Origin of the sequence: Streptomyces sp. NPDC002884, from assembly GCF_040295245.1 — a bacterium.
In the GTDB taxonomy this organism is placed as follows: domain Bacteria; phylum Actinomycetota; class Actinomycetes; order Streptomycetales; family Streptomycetaceae; genus Streptomyces.
In genome coordinates this window covers 20351-38402 of the sequence record NZ_JBEOVB010000004.1, presented here as the reverse complement: position 1 = coordinate 38402, position 18052 = coordinate 20351, and the positions used below count along the sequence as shown (strand labels likewise).

The window sequence follows — 18052 nt, the reverse complement described above, 5'->3', positions numbered from 1 at the left end:
CCTGTGCCTAGTCCCAAGCCCCCTGTGCCCAGTCCCCCCTGTCTGCTGGTGACTCCGGTCCGCTACATCCAGTCCTCGGGCTCCGGCTCCTCGTCCATCTCGGGCCAGTAGTCCGGGGCGCCCGGATCCGTTGCGGCGGCCCGAGCGGCGCCACCGGGAGCCGGACTCTCAGCGGGCCCCGGAGCGGCGGGCCCCGGAGCAGCGGAGCCCGGCGCGGAGGGCCCCGGAGCTGCGGGGCCCGGTGCCCCGCCCAGTGCGGCCAGGACCTCGACCACGCCCTCCCCGTACGTCACCAGCTTCTTCTCGCCGACCCCGCTGATGCCGCCGAGCTGCTGCACCGAGGTCGGCCAGACCGTGGCGATCTCCCGGAGCGTGGCGTCGTGGAAGATGACGTACGCCGGGACGCCCTGCTCACGGGCCTGCTCGGCACGCCAGGCACGCAGGGCCTCGAAGGCGGGCAGCAGTTCCTCGGGCAGCTCGGCCACGGCGGCCTTGGACTTGCCCCTGCCGGAGGAGGAGCCCGACGCCTTCGACGACGCCGGCTTCTTCGGCTCCTTGCGCAGCGGCACGTCCCGCTCGCGGCGCAGCACCGACCCGCTGGCCTCCGTCAGCACCAGCGTGCCGTACTCACCCTCGACCGCGAGCAGCCCCTGGGCCAGCAACTGCCGTACGACACCGCGCCATTCACCCTCGGAGAGGTCCTCACCGATGCCGAACACCGACAGCTGGTCATGGTCGAACTGGATCACCTTGGCCGAGCGCTTGCCCGTCAGGATGTCGATGATCTGCACCGCGCCGAACTTCTGTCCGCGCTCCCGCTGGAGCCGCACCACCGTCGACAGCACCTTCTGGGCCGCGACGGTGCCGTCCCAGGTCTCCGGTGGTGTGAGGCAGGTGTCGCAGTTGCCGCAGCCCGCCGGCTCCGGTTCCTGGCCGAAGTAGGCGAGGAGCTGGCCGCGGCGGCACCGGGCGGTCTCGCACAGCCCCAGCATCGAGTCCAGGTGGGCGGCGGCCCGCCGACGGAAGGCTTCGTCACCGTCGCCGGACTGGATCAGCTTGCGCTGCTGTATGACGTCGTTGAGGCCGTACGCCATCCATGCCGTGGACGGCAGTCCGTCGCGGCCGCCACGCCCGGTCTCCTGGTAGTAGCCCTCGATCGACTTGGGCAGGTCGAGGTGGGCGACGAACCGTACGTCCGGCTTGTCGATGCCCATGCCGAAGGCGATGGTCGCGCACACGACCAGGCCTTCCTCCCGCAGGAACCGGGACTGGTGGGCCGCCCGTGTGCCCGCGTCCAGGCCCGCGTGGTAGGGCACCGCCTCGACGCCGTTGCGCGAGAGGAACTCGGCTGTCTTCTCCACGGAGTTGCGCGAGAGGCAGTACACGATGCCGGCGTCGCCCGCGTGCTCCTCGCGCAGGAAGCTCAGCAGCTGCTTCTTCGGGTCGGCCTTCGGCACGATCCGGTACTGGATGTTGGGCCGGTCGAAGCTCGCCACGAAGTGCCGGGCCGACGGCATGTTCAGCCGCTGGGTGATCTCCTCGTGCGTCGCGCGGGTGGCCGTCGCCGTGAGTGCGAGCCTCGGGACGTCCGGCCAGCGCTCGCCGAGCAGCGAGAGGGAGAGGTAGTCGGGGCGGAAGTCGTGGCCCCACTGGGAGACACAGTGCGCCTCGTCGATCGCGAAGACCGCGATCTTGCCGCGGGAGAGGAGGTCGAGGGTGGAGTCCAGGCGCAGTCGCTCCGGCGCCAGGTACAGCAGGTCCAGTTCGCCCGCGAGGAACTCGGCCTCGACCACCCGCCGCTCGTGGAAGTCCTGGGTGGAGTTCATGAACCCGGCGTTCACGCCGAGCGCCCGCAGCGCGTCCACCTGGTCCTGCATCAACGCGATCAGCGGCGAGACGACGATGCCTGTGCCGGGCCTGACCAGCGCGGGGATCTGGTAGCACAGCGACTTGCCGCCGCCGGTCGGCATGAGGACGACCGCGTCCCCGCCCGCCACCACATGCTCGATGACCGCTTCCTGCTCGCCGCGGAAGGCGTCGTATCCGAAGACCCGGTGCAGCGTGGCCAGGGCCTCGCTCTCGGTCCGCTCCGGTGTCCCGGTGATACCTGTCATCTCGCTGATCCCGTCCGTCCCGCCCATCGACTGGTCCCCCGTACGTCGTCTCTCGACCACTGCCTCCACGATAGGGGGCAGGACTGACAGCATCGGAGTTATCCACAGGCTCGATCCGGTGACTCCGGGTGACAGGCGCGGGAAAGGTCCCGGACTCGATCAACCGTACGACGCCGTCGGGCCCGGCCCCCCAGATGGGGAACCGGGCCCGACGGACCGGCACACGCAGGTCGGCGCACCTGGGCGGAGCGGCTCAGCGCACGAACACTCCCGCCTGGTTCGCCAGGTCCAGGAAGTACTGCGGGGCCACGCCGAGCACCAGCGTGACCGCCACGCCCACCGCGATCGCCGTCATCGTCAGGGGTGACGGAACGGCGACGGTCGGTCCCTCGGGCCGCGGCTCGCTGAAGAACATCAGCACGATGACGCGGATGTAGAAGAACGCCGCGATGGCCGACGAGATCACACCGACCACGACCAGCGGGGCCGCGCCGCCCTCGGCCGCCGCCTTGAACACGGCGAACTTACCGGCGAACCCGGAGGTCAGCGGGATACCGGCGAAGGCCAGCAGGAACACCGCGAACACGGCCGCCACCAGGGGGGACCTACGCCCGAGTCCGGCCCACTTGGACAGGTGGGTCGCCTCACCGCCGGCGTCGCGCACGAGGGTGACCACCGCGAACGCGCCGATCGTCACGAAGGAGTACGCGGCCAGGTAGAAGAGCACCGACGAGACGCCGTCCGGGGTGGTCGCGATGACACCCGCGAGGATGAATCCGGCGTGCGCGATGGACGAGTACGCCAACAGCCGCTTGATGTCGGTCTGCGTGATCGCGACGATCGCGCCGCCCAGCATGGTGATGATCGCGACGCCCCACATGACCGGCCGCCAGTCCCAGCGCAGGCCGGGCAGGACGACATAGAGCAGACGCAACAGCGCGCCGAAGGCGGCCACCTTGGTCGCCGCGGCCATGAACCCGGTGACCGGGGTCGGCGCACCCTGGTAGACGTCGGGCGTCCACATGTGGAACGGCACCGCGCCCACCTTGAAGAGCAGCCCCATGACGATCATCGCGGCGCCGACGAGGAGCAGCGCGTCGTTGCCCATGGTGTCGGCGAGCGCCGGGTTCACATTCTGGACGGTGCCGTCGACGACCTGCGCGATCGTGCCGTACGACACCGAGCCCGCGTACCCGTACAGCAGTGCGATGCCGAAGAGGGTGAACGCGGAGGCGAACGCGCCGAGGAGGAAGTACTTGACCGCGGCCTCCTGCGACATGAGCCGCTTGCGGCGGGCCAGTGCGCACAGGAGGTACAGGGGCAGTGAGAAGACTTCCAGGGCGATGAAGAGGGTCAGCAGGTCGTTGGCCGCCGGGAAGACCAGCATGCCGGCGACCGCGAACAGCAGCAGCGGGAAGACTTCGGTCGTCGTGAAACCGGCCTTGACCGCGGCCTTTTCGCTGTCGCTGCCGGGCACGGAAGCCGCCTGGGCGGCGAAGGAGTCGACCCGGTTGCCGTGCACCTCGGGGTCGAGGCGCCGTTCGGCGAAGGTGAACAGAGCGACCAGGGAGGCCAGCAGGATCGTGCCCTGGAGGAAGAGGGCCGGTCCGTCGACCGCGATCGCGCCCATGGCCGCGATGCGTGCCTTCGTGGTGCCGTAGCCGCCCTCCGCCAGCGCGACCACCGCCGCGAAGGCGGCGGTCAGCGCCACGACGGATACGAACAGTTGTACGTAGTAGCGGTGCTTGCGCGGCACGAACGCCTCGACCAGCACTCCGATGATCGCCGCGCCGACGACGATCAAGGTGGGCGACAATTGCCCGTACTCGATCTTCGGCGAGTCGATCTTCGAGATCGGTTCGGCCGCGGTTGCCGCCGTTGTCCACAGGCTGTGGACGGCTGATGCGCTCACTTGGCCGCCTCCACCTCGGGCTGGGGGTCCTTCTGGTGCACGTCGGACAAGGTCTGCTTGACCGCCGGATTCACGATGTCCGTGAGGGGCTTCGGGTAGACGCCCAGGAAGATCAGCAGCACGATCAGCGGGGCGACGACCACGAGCTCACGCGTGCGCAGGTCGGGCATCGTCGAGACCTCGGGCTTCACCGGGCCCGTCATCGTCCGCTGGTAGAGGACGAGGGTGTAGAGCGCGGCGAGAACGATGCCGAAGGTGGCGACGATGCCGATCGCCGGGTAGCGCGCGAAGGTGCCGACCAGGACCAGGAACTCGCTCACGAAGGGCGCGAGTCCCGGCAGCGAGAGCGTCGCCAGACCGCCGATCAGGAAGGTGCCGGCGAGCACCGGGGCGACCTTCTGCACCCCGCCGTAGTCCGCGATGAGCCGCGAGCCGCGCCGGGAGATCAAGAAGCCGGCGACCAGCATCAGGGCGGCCGTCGAGATGCCGTGGTTGACCATGTAGAGCGTCGCGCCGGACTGGCCCTGGCTCGTCATCGCGAAGATGCCCAGGATGATGAAACCGAAGTGCGAGATCGACGCGTACGCCACCAGCCGCTTGATGTCCCGCTGACCCACGGCGAGCAGCGCCCCGTAGATGATGCTGATCACCGCGAGGACGAGGATGGCCGGCGTCGCCCACTTGCTCGCCTCCGGGAACAGCTGGAGGCAGAACCGGAGCATCGCGAAGGTGCCCACCTTGTCGACGACCGCCGTGATGAGCACGGCGACCGGGGTGGTTGCCTCACCCATGGCGTTGGGCAGCCAGGTGTGCAGCGGCCACAGGGGCGCCTTCACCGCGAAGGCGAAGAAGAAGCCCAGGAACAGCCAGCGTTCGGTGTTCGTCGCCATGTCGAGCGTTCCGTTGGCGCGGGCCTCGGCGATCTCGGTGAGCGAGAAGTTCCCGGCGACCACATAGAGGCCGATCACCGCGGCCAGCATGATCAGGCCGCCGACCAGGTTGTACAGGAGGAACTTCACGGCCGCGTACGACCGTTGCGTGGACGCCGCCTGCTCACCGTGCTCGTGGGCTCGGTCCCCGAAGCCGCCGATGAGGAAGTACATCGGGATCAGCATGGCTTCGAAGAAGATGTAGAAGAGGAAGACGTCGGTCGCCTCGAAGGAGATGATCACCATCGCCTCGACGGCCAGGATCAGGGCGAAGAAGCCCTGCGTCGGCCGCCAGCGCCCCGCAGCGAAGCTGCTGAGAGACGCGTCGCCCGTCTCCAGCGGGTCGGCGTCGCGCCAGCCCGCGAGGATGATGAACGGGATCAGCAGCGCGGTCAGCGCGAGGAGCGCGACCCCGATGCCGTCCACGCCCAGCTCGTACCTGACCCCGAAGTCCTTGATCCAGGAGTGGGATTCGGTGAGCTGGTAGCGGCCGCCGTCCGGGTCGAAGCGGACCAGGACGACGATCGCCAGGGCGAGTGTCGCCAGGGAGAACAGCAAGGCCAGCGATTTGGCGGCGTTGCGCCGGGCGGCCGGTACGGCGGCCGTGACGACCGCCCCGATCGCCGGGAGCGCCGCCGTCGCTGTCAGCAGAGGAAAGGACATCGGTATCAGACCGCCCTCATCAGCAGGGTCGCGGCGATGAGGACCGCCGCACCGCCGAACATCGAGACCGCGTACGACCGCGCGAAGCCGTTCTGGAGCCGGCGCAGCCGCCCGGAGAGGCCGCCGACCGAGGCCGCCGTGCCGTTGACGACTCCGTCGACCAGGGTGTGGTCGACGTAGACCAGGGAGCGCGTGAGGTGCTCGCCGCCGCGGACCAGGACGACGTGGTTGAAGTCGTCCTGGAGAAGGTCGCGCCGGGCGGCCCGGGTCAGCAGCGACCCGCGCGGGGCGATGACCGGGACGGGGCGTCGGCCGTACTGGGCGTAGGCGATCGCCACGCCGATGACGAGCACCACCATGGTGGCGAGGGTGACCGTCAGGGCGCTGATCGGGGAGTCGCCGTGGCTGTGGCCCGTGACGGGCTCCAGCCAGTGCAGGAAGCGGTCGCCGATGCTGAAGAAGCCGCCCGCGAAGACCGATCCGAAGGCCAGCACGATCATCGGGACGGTCATCGACCTGGGCGACTCGTGCGGGTGCGGCTCATGCCCCTCGGCGTCGGGCTGCCAGCGCTTCTCGCCGAAGAACGTCATCAGCATCACGCGCGTCATGTAGTACGCGGTGATGGCCGCGCCGAGCAGGGCGCAACCGCCGAGGATCCAGCCCTCGGTGCCGCCCTTGGCGAACGCCGCCTCGATGATCTTGTCCTTGGAGAAGAAGCCGGACAGGCCGGGGAAGCCGATGATGGCGAGGTAGCCGAGCCCGAAGGTGACGAAGGTGATCGGCATGTAGGTGCGCAGGCCGCCGTACTTGCGCATGTCGACCTCGTCGTTCATGCCGTGCATGACCGAGCCCGCGCCGAGGAACAGCCCGGCCTTGAAGAAGCCGTGCGTCACCAGGTGCATGATCGCGAAGACGTAGCCGATGGGGCCGAGGCCCGCGGCCAGCACCATGTAGCCGATCTGCGACATGGTCGAGCCGGCCAGCGCCTTCTTGATGTCGTCCTTGGCGCAACCGACGATCGCACCGAACAGCAGCGTGACGGCACCGACGATGGTGACGACCAGCTGCGCGTCGGGCGCGCCGTTGAAGACGGCCGCCGAGCGGACGATCAGGTACACACCCGCCGTCACCATCGTCGCCGCGTGGATGAGGGCCGAGACCGGGGTGGGGCCCTCCATCGCGTCCCCGAGCCAGGACTGGAGCGGCACCTGGGCGGACTTGCCGCAGGCGGCGAGCAGCAGCATCAGGGCGATGGCGGTCAGCTTGCCCTCGCTCGCGTCACCCGCGATGCCGGGCTCGCCCTCCGTCCCCAGCAGCGGGCCGAAGGCGAAGGTCCCGAAGGTGGTGAACATCAGCATGATGGCGATCGACAGGCCGATGTCGCCGACGCGGTTGACCAGGAAGGCCTTCTTGGCGGCGGTGGCGGCGCTGGGCTTGTGCTGCCAGAAGCCGATGAGCAGGTAGGACGCGAGTCCGACGCCTTCCCAGCCGACGTACAGCAGCAGGTAGTTGTCGGCGAGGACGAGCAGCAGCATCGCCGCCAGGAACAGGTTCAGGTAGCCGAAGAAGCGGCGGCGGCGCTCGTCGTGCTCCATGTACCCGACCGAGTACAGGTGGATCAGCGAGCCGACGCCCGTGATCAGCAGCACGAACGTCATCGACAGCTGGTCGAGGCGGAAGGCGACGTCCGCCTGGAAGCCCTCGACCGGGATCCAGCTGAACAGGTGCTGGGTCAGCGTCCGGTCCTCGGCGTCCTTGCTCAGCAGGTCGCTGAAGAGGATGACGCCGAACACGAAGGAGACGGACGACAGGAGCGTGCCGACCCAGTGGCCGACGGCGTCGAGCCGACGGCCGCCGACCAGAAGGACGGCCGCTCCGAGCAGGGGCGCCGCGATCAGCAGCGCAATCAGGTTCTCCACGTTTCTTCCGACCCCTTACAGCTTCATCAGGCTGGCGTCGTCGACCGAGGCCGAGTGGCGGGAACGGAACAGCGACACGATGATCGCGAGTCCGACCACGACCTCCGCGGCGGCGACGACCATCGTGAAGAAGGCGATGATCTGGCCGTCGAGATTGCCGTGCATCCGGGAGAAGGTGACGAACGCGAGGTTGCAGGCGTTGAGCATGAGCTCGATGCACATGAAGACGACGATCGCGTTGCGCCTGATCAGCACACCGGTCGCACCGATCGTGAACAACAGGGCCGCGAGGTAGAGGTAGTTGACGGGGTTCACTTCGAGGCCTCCTCGGTCCGCTTCAGGTGCGGCGGCTCGATCGCGGACCGTTCCAGACGCTCCTCGGCACGCTGCTCCAGGGCCTTGAGGTCGTTCAGCGCCTCGGTGGACACGTCCCGGACCTGACCGCGCTCGCGCAGCGTCTTGCTGACCGTGAGCTCCGACGGGGTGCCGTCGGGCAGCAGGCCCTGGACGTCCACGGCGTTGTGCCGGGCGTACACGCCCGGGGCGGGCAGCGGCGGTACGTGCTTGCCCTCGCGGACACGCTGCTCGGCCAGCTCCCGCTGGGTCTTGGCCCGCTCGGTGCGCTCGCGGTGGGTGAGCACCATGGCGCCGACGGTGGCCGTGATGAGCAGGGCGCCGGTGATTTCGAAGGCGAAGACGTACTTGGTGAAGATGAGGGCGGCGAGGCCCTCCACGTTGCCGTTCGCGTTCGCCTCGGCGAGGCCGTTGAACTCCGTCAGGGAGGCGTTTCCGATGCCGGCGATCAGCAGGATGCCGAAGCCGAGGCCACTGACGAGGGCCAGCCAGCGCTGGCCCTTGATGGTCTCCTTCAGGGAGTCCGCCGCGGTGACGCCGACGAGCATCACCACGAACAGGAACAGCATCATGATCGCGCCGGTGTAGACGACGATCTGCACGACGCCCAGGAAGTAGGCGCCGTTGGCGAGGTAGAACACCGCCAGGACGATCATGGTGCCGGCGAGGCAGAGCGCGCTGTGCACGGCCCTGCGCATGAAGACGGTGCACAGGGCGCCGATCACCGCGACGGTGCCGAGCACCCAGAACTGGAAGGCCTCGCCGGTCGAGGTGGAGTAGGCGGCGAGTTGCGCGCTCATCGGCCGACCACCTTCCCCGACGCCGGCTCGTCCGCGCCGGACGCGGCGGCGGCCTCCTGCGGGTCCTCGCCCTTGGAGACGGCCGGCTGCCGCTCCGTGCCGGGCGCCGCCTCCGTCACCAGACCCCGGTAGTAGTCCTGCTCGTCGGTACCCGGGTAGATCGAGTGCGGCGAGTCGACCATGCCCTCTTCGAGGCCGGCGAGCAGTTGCTCCTTGGTGTAGATCAGGTTGGCGCGGCTGGAGTCGGCGAGCTCGAACTCGTTGGTCATCGTCAACGCGCGCGTGGGGCATGCCTCGATGCACAGGCCGCACAGGATGCAGCGGGCGTAGTTGATCTGGTACACCCGCCCGTACCGCTCGCCCGGCGAGTAGCGCTCCTCGTCGGTGTTGTCCGCGCCCTCGACATAGATGGCGTCGGCGGGGCAGGCCCAGGCGCACAGCTCGCAGCCGACGCACTTCTCCAGGCCGTCCGGATGGCGGTTGAGCTGGTGCCGTCCGTGGAACCGGGGAGCGGTGGTCTTCTGCTGCTCCGGGTACTGCTCGGTCAGCCGCTTCTTGAACATGGCCTTGAAGGTCACGGCGAAGCCGGCCACGGGGTTCTGGAAACCAGGCTTCGTCTGCCCGGCCTCCTTGGGCTCCTCAGCCATCGGACGCCTCCTTTCCATCCAGCGATCCGTCACTCACAGTGTCCACTCCGCCACTGACAATGAGCTCGCGCTCCTGGTGCGGGCGGCGCCTGGGCACCGGCGGCAACTCCTGTCCCGGCAGTGGCGGTACGGGGAATCCGCCCGCCATCGGGTCGAAGCCGGCAGGTTCGGCGGGGGCCTGTGCTTCCTTCCCTCCGTTGCGGAACATGTCCGCGATGAAGGACAGCAGCAACAGGACCAGGACACCGCCGCAGACGTAGAGGGCGATCTCGGCGAAGTCGTAGTTCTCGTTGCGCAGGGTCCGTACGGTCGCGACGAGCATCAGCCACGTCACCGAGACCGGGATCAGGACCTTCCAGCCGAGCTTCATCAGCTGGTCGTAGCGGACGCGGGGCAGCGTGCCGCGCAGCCAGATGAAGAGGAACAGCAGCAACTGCACCTTGGCGATGAACCAGAGCATCGGCCACCAGCCGTGGTTCGCGCCCTCCCAGAAGGTGCTGATCGGCCAGGGAGCCCGCCAGCCGCCGAGGAAGAGCGTGGTCGACACCGCGGAGACCGTGATCATGTTCGCGTACTCGGCGAGCATGAAGATCGCGAACTTGATCGACGAGTACTCGGTGTTGAAGCCGCCGACCAGGTCGCCCTCGGACTCCGGCATGTCGAAGGGGGCGCGGTTGGTCTCGCCGACCATCGTGATGACGTAGAGGATGAAGGAGACCGGCAGCAGCAGGATGTACCAGCGGTCCTGCTGCTGCTCGACGATCGTCGACGTCGACATCGACCCCGAGTAGAGGAACACCGAGGCGAACGAGGCGCCCATGGCGATCTCGTAGGAGATCATCTGCGCGCAGGACCGCAGACCGCCCAGCAGCGGATAGGTGGAGCCGGAACTCCAGCCCGCCAGCACGATGCCGTAGATGCCGATCGAGGCGCACGCGAGGATGTAGAGCATCGCGATCGGCAGGTCGGTCAGCTGCATCGTGGTGCGCTGGCCGAAGATCGAGACCTCGTTGCCGGCCGGGCCGAAGGGGATCACCGCGATCGCCATGAAGGCCGGGATGGCCGCGATGATCGGCGCGAGGATGTACACCACCTTGTCCGCGCGCTTGACGATGAGGTCTTCCTTCAGCATCAGCTTGATGCCGTCGGCGAGCGACTGGAGCATGCCCCAGGGGCCGTGCCGGTTGGGACCGACGCGCAGCTGCATCCACGCGACGACCTTCCGCTCCCAGACGATGGCGAAGAGCACGGACAGCAGCAGGAAGGCGAAGCAGAAGACCGCCTTGACGACGACCAGCCACCAGGGGTCGCGGCCGAACATCGAGAGGTCCTCAGCAGCGAAGTACGGGCTCATGCCTCCACCTCCTTGGGGGCGTCGGCGATGAGCGTCGCCGGGCCGATGCGGACAAGGGCGCCGGGCGTCGCCCCCGAGTCGGAGGCGACGCCCCCACCCGTGGAGTTCAGCGGGAGCCAGACCACCCGATCGGGCATCTGAGTGATCAGCAGCGGGAGTTCGACCGACCCCGCGGGCCCGGTCACGGCGAGGACGTCGCCGTCCTTGACGCCCACCTCGGCGGCCGTCGCGGGCGACACACGCGCGTGTGCGGCGTGCCGGGTCCCGGCGAGCGCCTCGTCACCCTGCTGGAGGACACCCTGGTCGAGCAGCAGGCGGTGCCCGGCTAGGACGGCCTCCCCCGCGGCCGGACGCGGCAGATGGGCGGCGGTCTCGACGGGCTCGGTGGCCCGCGGCCCGTCCCACGCGCCGAGCCGGTCGAGCTCCGCGCGCGTGGTGCGCAGATCCGGCAGGCCGAGGTGGACGTCCATGGCGTCGGCGAGCATCTGGAGCACGCGCGCGTCGGCGGGCGCCGGACGGCGTGTCATCTGGTCGGGCTTCAGCGCCGCCTCGAAGAAGCGGACCCGGCCCTCCCAGTTGAGGAAGGCGCCCGCCTTCTCGGCGACCGCGGCCACCGGGAGGACGACATCGGCGTGCTCGGTGACCTCACCGGGCCGCAACTCCAGCGACACTACGAAGCCGGCCTCGGCGAGCGCCGCACGCGCGCGTGCCGGGTCGGGCAGGTCCGCGACCTCGACGCCCGCGACGAGCAGCGCCTGCAGCTCGCCGGACGCGGCGGCCTCCACGATCTGCCCGGTGTCCCGGCCGTGACGGTGCGGAAGTGCGGCCAGACCCCAGGCCGCGGCGACCTCGTCACGCGCGCGTGGGTCGGTGGCCGGACGGCCGCCCGGCAGCAGCGACGGCAGTGCGCCCGCCTCGATCGCGCCCCGCTCGCCCGCCCGGCGCGGAATCCACACCAGTCGGGCGCCGGTCGCCGAGGCGGCCCGCACCGCGGCGGTGAGACCACCGGCCACACCGGCCAGCCGCTCGCCGACGACGATCACCGCGCCTTCGGCCCGCAGCGCCTCGGCGGCCCTGCCGCCCGCGTCCTCCAGACCGACACCGCCCGCGAGCGCGTCCAGCCACTCCGTCTCGGTGCCCGGCGCGGCCGACAGCAGCGTGCCGCCCGCCTTCGTCAGACCCCGGGTCGCGTGCGTGGCCAGCGAGAACACCCGCTGTCCATGCTTGCGCCAGGCCTTGCGCAGCCTCAGGAAGACGCCGGGCGCCTCCTCCTCCGACTCGAACCCGACCAGCAGGACGGCGGGCGCCTTCTCCAGGAAGGTGTACGTGACGCCCGTACCGTCGAGGTCACGGCCGCGACCGGCGACGTGGGCGGCCAGGAAGTCGGCCTCCTCGCCGCTGTGCACGCGCGCGCGGAAGTCGATGTCGTTGGTGTCGAGCGCCACGCGCGTGAACTTGCTGTACGCGTAGGCGTCCTCGATGGTGAGGCGGCCGCCGGTCAGGACACCGGTCCTGCCGCGTGACGCCAGCAGGCCCTGAGCGGCGATCTGCAACGCCTCCGGCCAGGAAGCCGGTACGAGGTCCCCCTCGGCGTCGCGCACCAGAGGCGTCTCGAGCCGGTCCCGCTGCTGGGGGTACCGGAACGCGAAGCGCCCCTTGTCGCAGATCCACTCCTCGTTGACCTCGGGGTCGTCGGCGGCCAGGCGCCGCATGACCTTGCCGCGCCGGTGGTCGGTGCGCGTGGCGCAGCCACCGGAGCAGTGCTCGCAGACGGACGGCGAGGAGACCAGGTCGAAGGGCCGGGAGCGGAACCGGTACGCCGCCGAGGTCAGCGCGCCGACCGGGCAGATCTGGATGGTGTTGCCGGAGAAGTACGACTCGAAGGGGTCGCCCTCACCGGTCCCCACCTGCTGGAGCGCGCCCCGCTCGATCAGCTCGATCATCGGGTCGCCCGCCACCTGGTTGGAGAACCGGGTGCAGCGCGCGCACAGCACGCACCGCTCACGGTCGAGCAGTACCTGAGTGGAGATCGGCAGGGGCTTCTCGTACGTCCGTTTCCTGCCCTCGAAGCGGGACTCGGCCTGGCCGTGCGACACGGCCTGGTTCTGCAGGGGGCACTCGCCGCCCTTGTCGCAGACCGGGCAGTCCAGCGGGTGGTTGATGAGGAGCAGTTCCATCACGCCGTGTTGCGCCTTCTCGGCCACCGGCGAGCTGAGCTGGGTCTTCACCACCATGCCGTCCGTGCACGTGATCGTGCAGGACGCCATCGGTTTGCGCTGGCCCTCGACCTCGACGATGCACTGCCGGCACGCGCCGACCGGGTCGAGGAGGGGATGGTCACAGAAGCGCGGGATCTCGATGCCGAGTCGCTCGGCGGCCCGGATGACCAGGGTGCCCTTGGGCACGCTGATCTCGGCGCCGTCGATCGTCAGCGTGACGAGATCTTCCGGCGGGACCGCCGCCTCGCCGCCTCCGGAGGGAGCGCTGGTGGTCACCGTCATGCGTTCACCTCCGTGTGCGTGTCCGCCCAGACCGTCGACTTGGCCGGGTCGAAGGGGCAGCCGCGGCCCGTGATGTGCTGCTCGTACTCCTCACGGAAGTACTTGAGCGAGGAGAAGATCGGCGAGGCGGCACCGTCGCCGAGGGCGCAGAAGGACTTGCCGTTGATGTTGTCGGCGATGTCGTTGAGCTTGTCGAGGTCGGAGAGGGCTCCCTTGCCGGCCTCGATGTCCCGCAGCAACTGCACGAGCCAGTACGTTCCTTCACGGCACGGGGTGCACTTGCCGCAGGACTCGTGGGCGTAGAACTCGGTCCACCGGGTGACGGCCCGCACGACGCAGGTCGTCTCGTCGAAGCACTGGAGAGCCTTGGTGCCGAGCATGGAACCCGCGGCACCCACTCCTTCGTAGTCAAGAGGGACGTCGAGGTGCTCCTCGGTGAACATCGGCGTCGAGGAGCCGCCCGGTGTCCAGAACTTGAGCCGGTGCCCGGGTCGCATGCCGCCGCTCATCTCGAGGAGCTGGCGGAGGGTGATGCCGAGCGGGGCCTCGTACTGGCCGGGGGCGGCGACATGGCCGCTGAGCGAGTAGAGCGTGAAGCCCGGGGACTTCTCGCTTCCCATCGACCTGAACCATTCTTTGCCGTTTTGCAGAATCGCGGGAACTGACGCGATCGATTCGACGTTATTCACCACAGTCGGGCACGCATAGAGGCCCGCGACAGCAGGGAAAGGAGGGCGCAGCCGCGGTTGGCCACGGCGGCCTTCGAGCGAGTCGAGCAGCGCGGTCTCCTCACCGCAGATGTACGCGCCGGCGCCGGCGTGCACGGTGAGTTCGAGATCGAGTCCGCTGCCCAGGGCGTTCTCGCCGAGGTAGCCCGCCGCGTAGGCCTCGCGCACGGCCTCGTGCAACCGCCGCAGAACAGGGACGACTTCACCACGCAGATAGATGAAGGCATGAGACGACCTGATGGCATAACACGCGATCACAATGCCCTCGATGAGGCTGTGCGGGTTCGCGAAGAGGAGCGGGATGTCCTTGCAGGTCCCCGGCTCCGATTCGTCGGCGTTGACAACTAGATAGTGCGGCTTTCCATCACCCTGGGGAATGAACTGCCATTTCATTCCCGTCGGGAATCCCGCGCCGCCGCGCCCTCGCAGACCTGATTCCTTGACGTACGCGATCAGGTCGTCCGGCGACATGGCGAGCGCCTTGCGGAGGCCCTCGTACCCTTCGTGCCTTCGGTAGACGTCCAGACTCCAGGACCGGTCCTCGTCCCAGAAGGCCGACAGCACTGGTGCGAGCAGCTTCTCCGGGCTGCTGCCTTTCAACTCGGGTGCCAAGGTCATCACTCCCCCTCCTCGGCGGTAGGCCCTGCCGGGTGGGCCGGGTCGGAGGCCGATGTGTCCTGAGGCGCGTCGTGCGAACTCCGGTGCTCCGCGGGCGACGGTTCGTGCACCGCCCGGTCCTGCGGCTCGTCGTGCGGCCCGCCGTCCCGCGGGTGGACCACGCGCGCGGGTGCGGTCTCTCCCTTTGCCAGGCGAAGACCCACCAGCGACGCCGGTCCCGCACTGCCGCTCGCCTCGACGGCCCCGTCCCGCTCGTCGGGGAAGCCCGCCAGGATCCGCGCGGTCTCCTTGAAGGTGCACAGCGGCGCGCCGCGCGTCGGGGAGACGGTGTGACCGATCCGCAGGTCGTCCACCAGGCGCTTCGCGCTCTGCACGGTCTGGTTGTCGAAGAACTCCCAGTTGACCATCACGACCGGCGCGAAGTCACAGGCCGCGTTGCACTCGATGTGCTCCAGGGTGATCTTGCCGTCGTCGGTGGTCTCGCCGTTGCCGATGCCCAGGTGTTCCTGGAGCTGTTCGAAGATCGCGTCGCCGCCCATCACCGCGCACAGCGTGTTGGTGCAGACACCCACCTGGTAGTCGCCGCTGGGGCGGCGGCGGTACATGGTGTAGAAGGTGGCGACCGCGGTGACCTCGGCCGTGGTCAGTTCCAGCACGTCCGCGCAGAACTGCATCCCGGTGCGCGTGACGTGTCCCTCCTCCGACTGCACGAGATGCAGCAACGGCAGGAGCGCGGACCTGGAGTCGGGATAGCGGGCGATGATCTCGCGCGCATCCGCCTCCAGCCGGGCCCGGACGTCGTCCGGGTAGGCGGGCGCGGGCAGTTCGGGCATACCCAGGCTGACGCCCCGCTCGGAAGAAGAGGTGGTCACCGGTCGACGCCTCCCATTACGGGGTCGATGGAGGCCACGGCGACGATGACGTCGGCGACCTGGCCGCCCTCGCACATCGCTGCCATGGCCTGAAGGTTGGTGAAGGACGGGTCCCGGAAGTGGACCCGGTAGGGGCGGGTGCCTCCGTCGGAGACGGCGTGCACCCCGAGTTCGCCCTTGGGTGACTCGACGGCCGCGTACGCCTGTCCCGGCGGGACGCGGAAGCCCTCGGTCACCAGCTTGAAGTGGTGGATCAGGGCCTCCATGGAGGTGCCCATGATCTTCTTGATGTGGTCGAGGGAGTTGCCGAGACCGTCGGGGCCCAGGGCGAGCTGGGCGGGCCAGGCGATCTTCCGGTCGGCGACCATGACGGGACCGGGCTGCAGCCGGTCGAGGCACTGCTCGACGATCCGGAGCGACTGGCGCATCTCCTCCAGGCGGACCAGGAAGCGGCCGTAGGAGTCGCAGGAGTCGGCGGTCGGGACATCGAAGTCGTATGTCTCGTAGTCGCAGTACGGCTGCGCCTTGCGCAGGTCGTGCGGGAGGCCGGTGGACCGCAGGATCGGGCCGGTGGCGCCGAGGGCCATGCAGCCGGCCAGGTCGAGATACCCGACGTCCTGCATACGGGCCTTGAAGATGGGATTCCCGGTGGCGAGCTTGTCGTACTCGGGAAGGTTCTTCTTCATCTTCTTCACGAACTCGCGGATCTGGTCCACCGCGCCGGGCGGCAGGTCCTGGGCGAGGCCGCCGGGGCGGATGAACGCGTGGTTCATCCGCAGGCCCGTGATGAGCTCGTAGATATCGAGAATCAATTCACGATCACGGAATCCGTAGATCATGATGGTGGTGGCACCGAGTTCCATGCCGCCCGTGGCGATGCACACCAGGTGGGAGGACATCCGGTTCAGCTCCATCAGGAGCACCCGGATGATCTTGGCCCGCTCGGTGATCTGGTCCTCGATGCCGAGGAGCTTCTCGACGGCGAGACAGTAGGCGGTCTCGTTGAAGAAGGACGTCAGGTAGTCCATGCGCGTCACGAACGTGGTGCCCTGGGTCCACGTGCGGTACTCGAGGTTCTTCTCGATACCGGTGTGGAGGTAGCCGATGCCGCAGCGGGCCTCGGTGACCGTCTCGCCCTCGATCTCCAGGATCAGGCGGAGCACCCCGTGGGTGGAGGGGTGCTGGGGACCCATGTTGACGATGATGCGCTCGTCGTCGGCCCGGGTCGCGGACTGGACGACCTCGTCCCAGTCGCCGCCGGTGACCGTATATACAGCGCCCTCGGTGGTCTCACGGGCGGATGCTGACTGCGTGCTCATGAGTACGACCTCCGCTGGTCCGGAGCCGGGATCTGGGCGCCCTTGTACTCGACGGGGATGCCGCCGAGGGGGTAGTCCTTGCGCTGCGGGTGGCCCTGCCAGTCGTCCGGCATCATGATCCGCGTCAGGGCCGGGTGACCGTCGAAGACGATCCCGAAGAAGTCGTAGGTCTCGCGTTCGTGCCAGTCGTTGGTGGGATACACGGAGACCAGGGACGGGATGTGCGGGTCGGCGTCCGGCGCGCTGACCTCCAGGCGGATCAACCGGTTGTGGGTGATCGAGCGCAGGTGGTAGACGGCGTGCAGCTCGCGGCCCTTGTCGTTCGGGTAGTGCACGGCGCTGACGCCGGTGCAGAGCTCGAAGCGCAGGGCCGGGTCGTCGCGCAGGGTGCGGGCGACACGGAGCAGGTGCTCGCGCTCGATGTGGAACGTGAGCTCGTCGCGGTCGACGATCGTCTTCTCGATCGCGTTGCCGGGGAGCAGACCCTGCTCCTCCAGCGCGCCCTCGAGTTCGTCGGCGACCTCGTCGAACCAGCCGCCGTAGGGCCGGCTCGCCGAGCCCGGGAGCCGGACGGAGCGGACCAGGCCGCCGTATCCGGAGGTGTCGCCGCCGTTGTTGGCGCCGAACATGCCGCGCTGGACGCGGACCTCCTCGCCGCCCTGGCCGCGCTGGCCCGGGAGGTTGGAGGCGGAGAGATCCTTCTCGGGGTTCACCCCGTTCGAGGAGCCGTTCGCGCCGTGGGTGCCGTTCGCGTCGCTCACCGCAGCAGCCCCTTCATCTCGATCATGGGCAGGGCCTTGAGCGCCGCTTCCTCCGCCTCGCGGGCCGCCTCCTCGGCGTTCACGCCGAGCTTGGTGTTCTGGATCTTGTGGTGGAGCTTGAGGATCGCGTCCATCAGCATCTCGGGGCGCGGCGGGCAGCCCGGGAGGTAGATGTCGACGGGCACGATGTGATCGACGCCCTGGACGATCGCGTAGTTGTTGAACATGCCGCCGGAGGAGGCGCACACGCCCATGGAGATGACCCACTTGGGGTTCGGCATCTGGTCGTAGACCTGCCGGAGCACCGGCGCCATCTTCTGGCTCACCCGGCCGGCGACGATCATCAGGTCCGCCTGGCGGGGCGAACCCCGGAAGACCTCCATACCGAAGCGCGCCAGGTCGTAGCGGCCCGCGCCGGTGGTCATCATCTCGATGGCACAGCAGGCGAGGCCGAACGTGGCGGGGAAGACGGACGCCTTGCGCACCCAGCCCGCGGCCTGCTCGACGGTGGTCAGCAGGAATCCGCTCGGCAGCTTTTCTTCGAGTCCCATGGCTAAAGGC

General features: G+C 69.0%; 14 protein-coding genes. All 14 read right to left on the bottom strand.

Annotated elements, in window-relative coordinates; all coding sequences use genetic code 11:
* Positions 1-62: 62 nt before the first annotated feature.
* The 14 genes from recQ to ABT070_RS10160 all read right to left on the bottom strand — a co-directional run bounded on the left by recQ (position 63) and on the right by ABT070_RS10160 (position 18042).
* Positions 63-2141, bottom strand: coding sequence for a DNA helicase RecQ (gene recQ, locus ABT070_RS10225; protein WP_351758525.1), 2079 nt, complete (start codon positions 2139-2141; stop codon positions 63-65).
* Positions 2142-2367: 226 nt separating this feature from the next.
* Entirely contained in the window at positions 2368-4026 is a 1659-nt protein-coding gene (gene nuoN, locus ABT070_RS10220) for an NADH-quinone oxidoreductase subunit NuoN (protein WP_351757473.1), read from the bottom strand.
* Positions 4023-5618 (bottom strand): NADH-quinone oxidoreductase subunit M, encoded by a 1596-nt coding sequence (locus ABT070_RS10215; RefSeq protein WP_351757471.1) that lies wholly within the window; start codon positions 5616-5618, stop codon positions 4023-4025. The genes nuoN and ABT070_RS10215 overlap by 4 nt, the downstream gene beginning before the upstream one ends.
* Before the next feature lie 5 nt (positions 5619-5623).
* Positions 5624-7537 carry an NADH-quinone oxidoreductase subunit L gene (nuoL, locus tag ABT070_RS10210; RefSeq protein ID WP_351757468.1) on the bottom strand — a complete coding sequence of 638 codons (1914 nt, stop codon included), beginning with the start codon at positions 7535-7537 and terminating at the stop codon, positions 5624-5626.
* 15 nt (positions 7538-7552) lie between these two features.
* Complete coding sequence (nuoK, locus tag ABT070_RS10205) at positions 7553-7852, bottom strand: NADH-quinone oxidoreductase subunit NuoK (RefSeq protein ID WP_020130147.1); 300 nt, start codon at positions 7850-7852, stop codon at positions 7553-7555.
* Complete coding sequence (locus ABT070_RS10200; RefSeq protein ID WP_351757465.1) at positions 7849-8691, bottom strand: NADH-quinone oxidoreductase subunit J; 843 nt, start codon at positions 8689-8691, stop codon at positions 7849-7851. Before ABT070_RS10200 ends, nuoK begins: the two co-directional genes overlap by 4 nt.
* Positions 8688-9338, bottom strand: a complete 651-nt coding sequence (nuoI, locus tag ABT070_RS10195) for an NADH-quinone oxidoreductase subunit NuoI (RefSeq protein ID WP_351757462.1) — start codon at positions 9336-9338, stop codon at positions 8688-8690. The genes ABT070_RS10200 and nuoI overlap by 4 nt, the downstream gene beginning before the upstream one ends.
* Complete coding sequence (gene nuoH / locus ABT070_RS10190; RefSeq protein WP_351757459.1) at positions 9331-10692, bottom strand: NADH-quinone oxidoreductase subunit NuoH; 1362 nt, start codon at positions 10690-10692, stop codon at positions 9331-9333. The genes nuoI and nuoH overlap by 8 nt, the downstream gene beginning before the upstream one ends.
* The gene (locus ABT070_RS10185) at positions 10689-13193 is read right to left on the bottom strand and encodes an NADH-quinone oxidoreductase subunit G (RefSeq protein ID WP_351757456.1); all 2505 of its coding nucleotides are present in this window, start codon (positions 13191-13193) and stop codon (positions 10689-10691) included. The genes nuoH and ABT070_RS10185 overlap by 4 nt, the downstream gene beginning before the upstream one ends.
* The gene (gene nuoF / locus ABT070_RS10180) at positions 13190-14542 is read right to left on the bottom strand and encodes an NADH-quinone oxidoreductase subunit NuoF (RefSeq protein WP_351757454.1); all 1353 of its coding nucleotides are present in this window, start codon (positions 14540-14542) and stop codon (positions 13190-13192) included. The genes ABT070_RS10185 and nuoF overlap by 4 nt, the downstream gene beginning before the upstream one ends.
* The gene (gene nuoE / locus ABT070_RS10175; RefSeq protein ID WP_351757451.1) at positions 14539-15411 is read right to left on the bottom strand and encodes an NADH-quinone oxidoreductase subunit NuoE; all 873 of its coding nucleotides are present in this window, start codon (positions 15409-15411) and stop codon (positions 14539-14541) included. The genes nuoF and nuoE overlap by 4 nt, the downstream gene beginning before the upstream one ends.
* Complete coding sequence (locus ABT070_RS10170; RefSeq protein WP_351757448.1) at positions 15408-16730, bottom strand: NADH-quinone oxidoreductase subunit D; 1323 nt, start codon at positions 16728-16730, stop codon at positions 15408-15410. The genes nuoE and ABT070_RS10170 overlap by 4 nt, the downstream gene beginning before the upstream one ends.
* On the bottom strand, positions 16727-17491 hold the full coding sequence (locus tag ABT070_RS10165; RefSeq protein ID WP_351757445.1) for an NADH-quinone oxidoreductase subunit C: 765 nt from the start codon (positions 17489-17491) through the stop codon (positions 16727-16729). The genes ABT070_RS10170 and ABT070_RS10165 overlap by 4 nt, the downstream gene beginning before the upstream one ends.
* On the bottom strand, positions 17488-18042 hold the full coding sequence (locus ABT070_RS10160; protein ID WP_062640096.1) for a NuoB/complex I 20 kDa subunit family protein: 555 nt from the start codon (positions 18040-18042) through the stop codon (positions 17488-17490). The genes ABT070_RS10165 and ABT070_RS10160 overlap by 4 nt, the downstream gene beginning before the upstream one ends.
* Between the last annotated feature and the right edge of the window lie 10 nt (positions 18043-18052).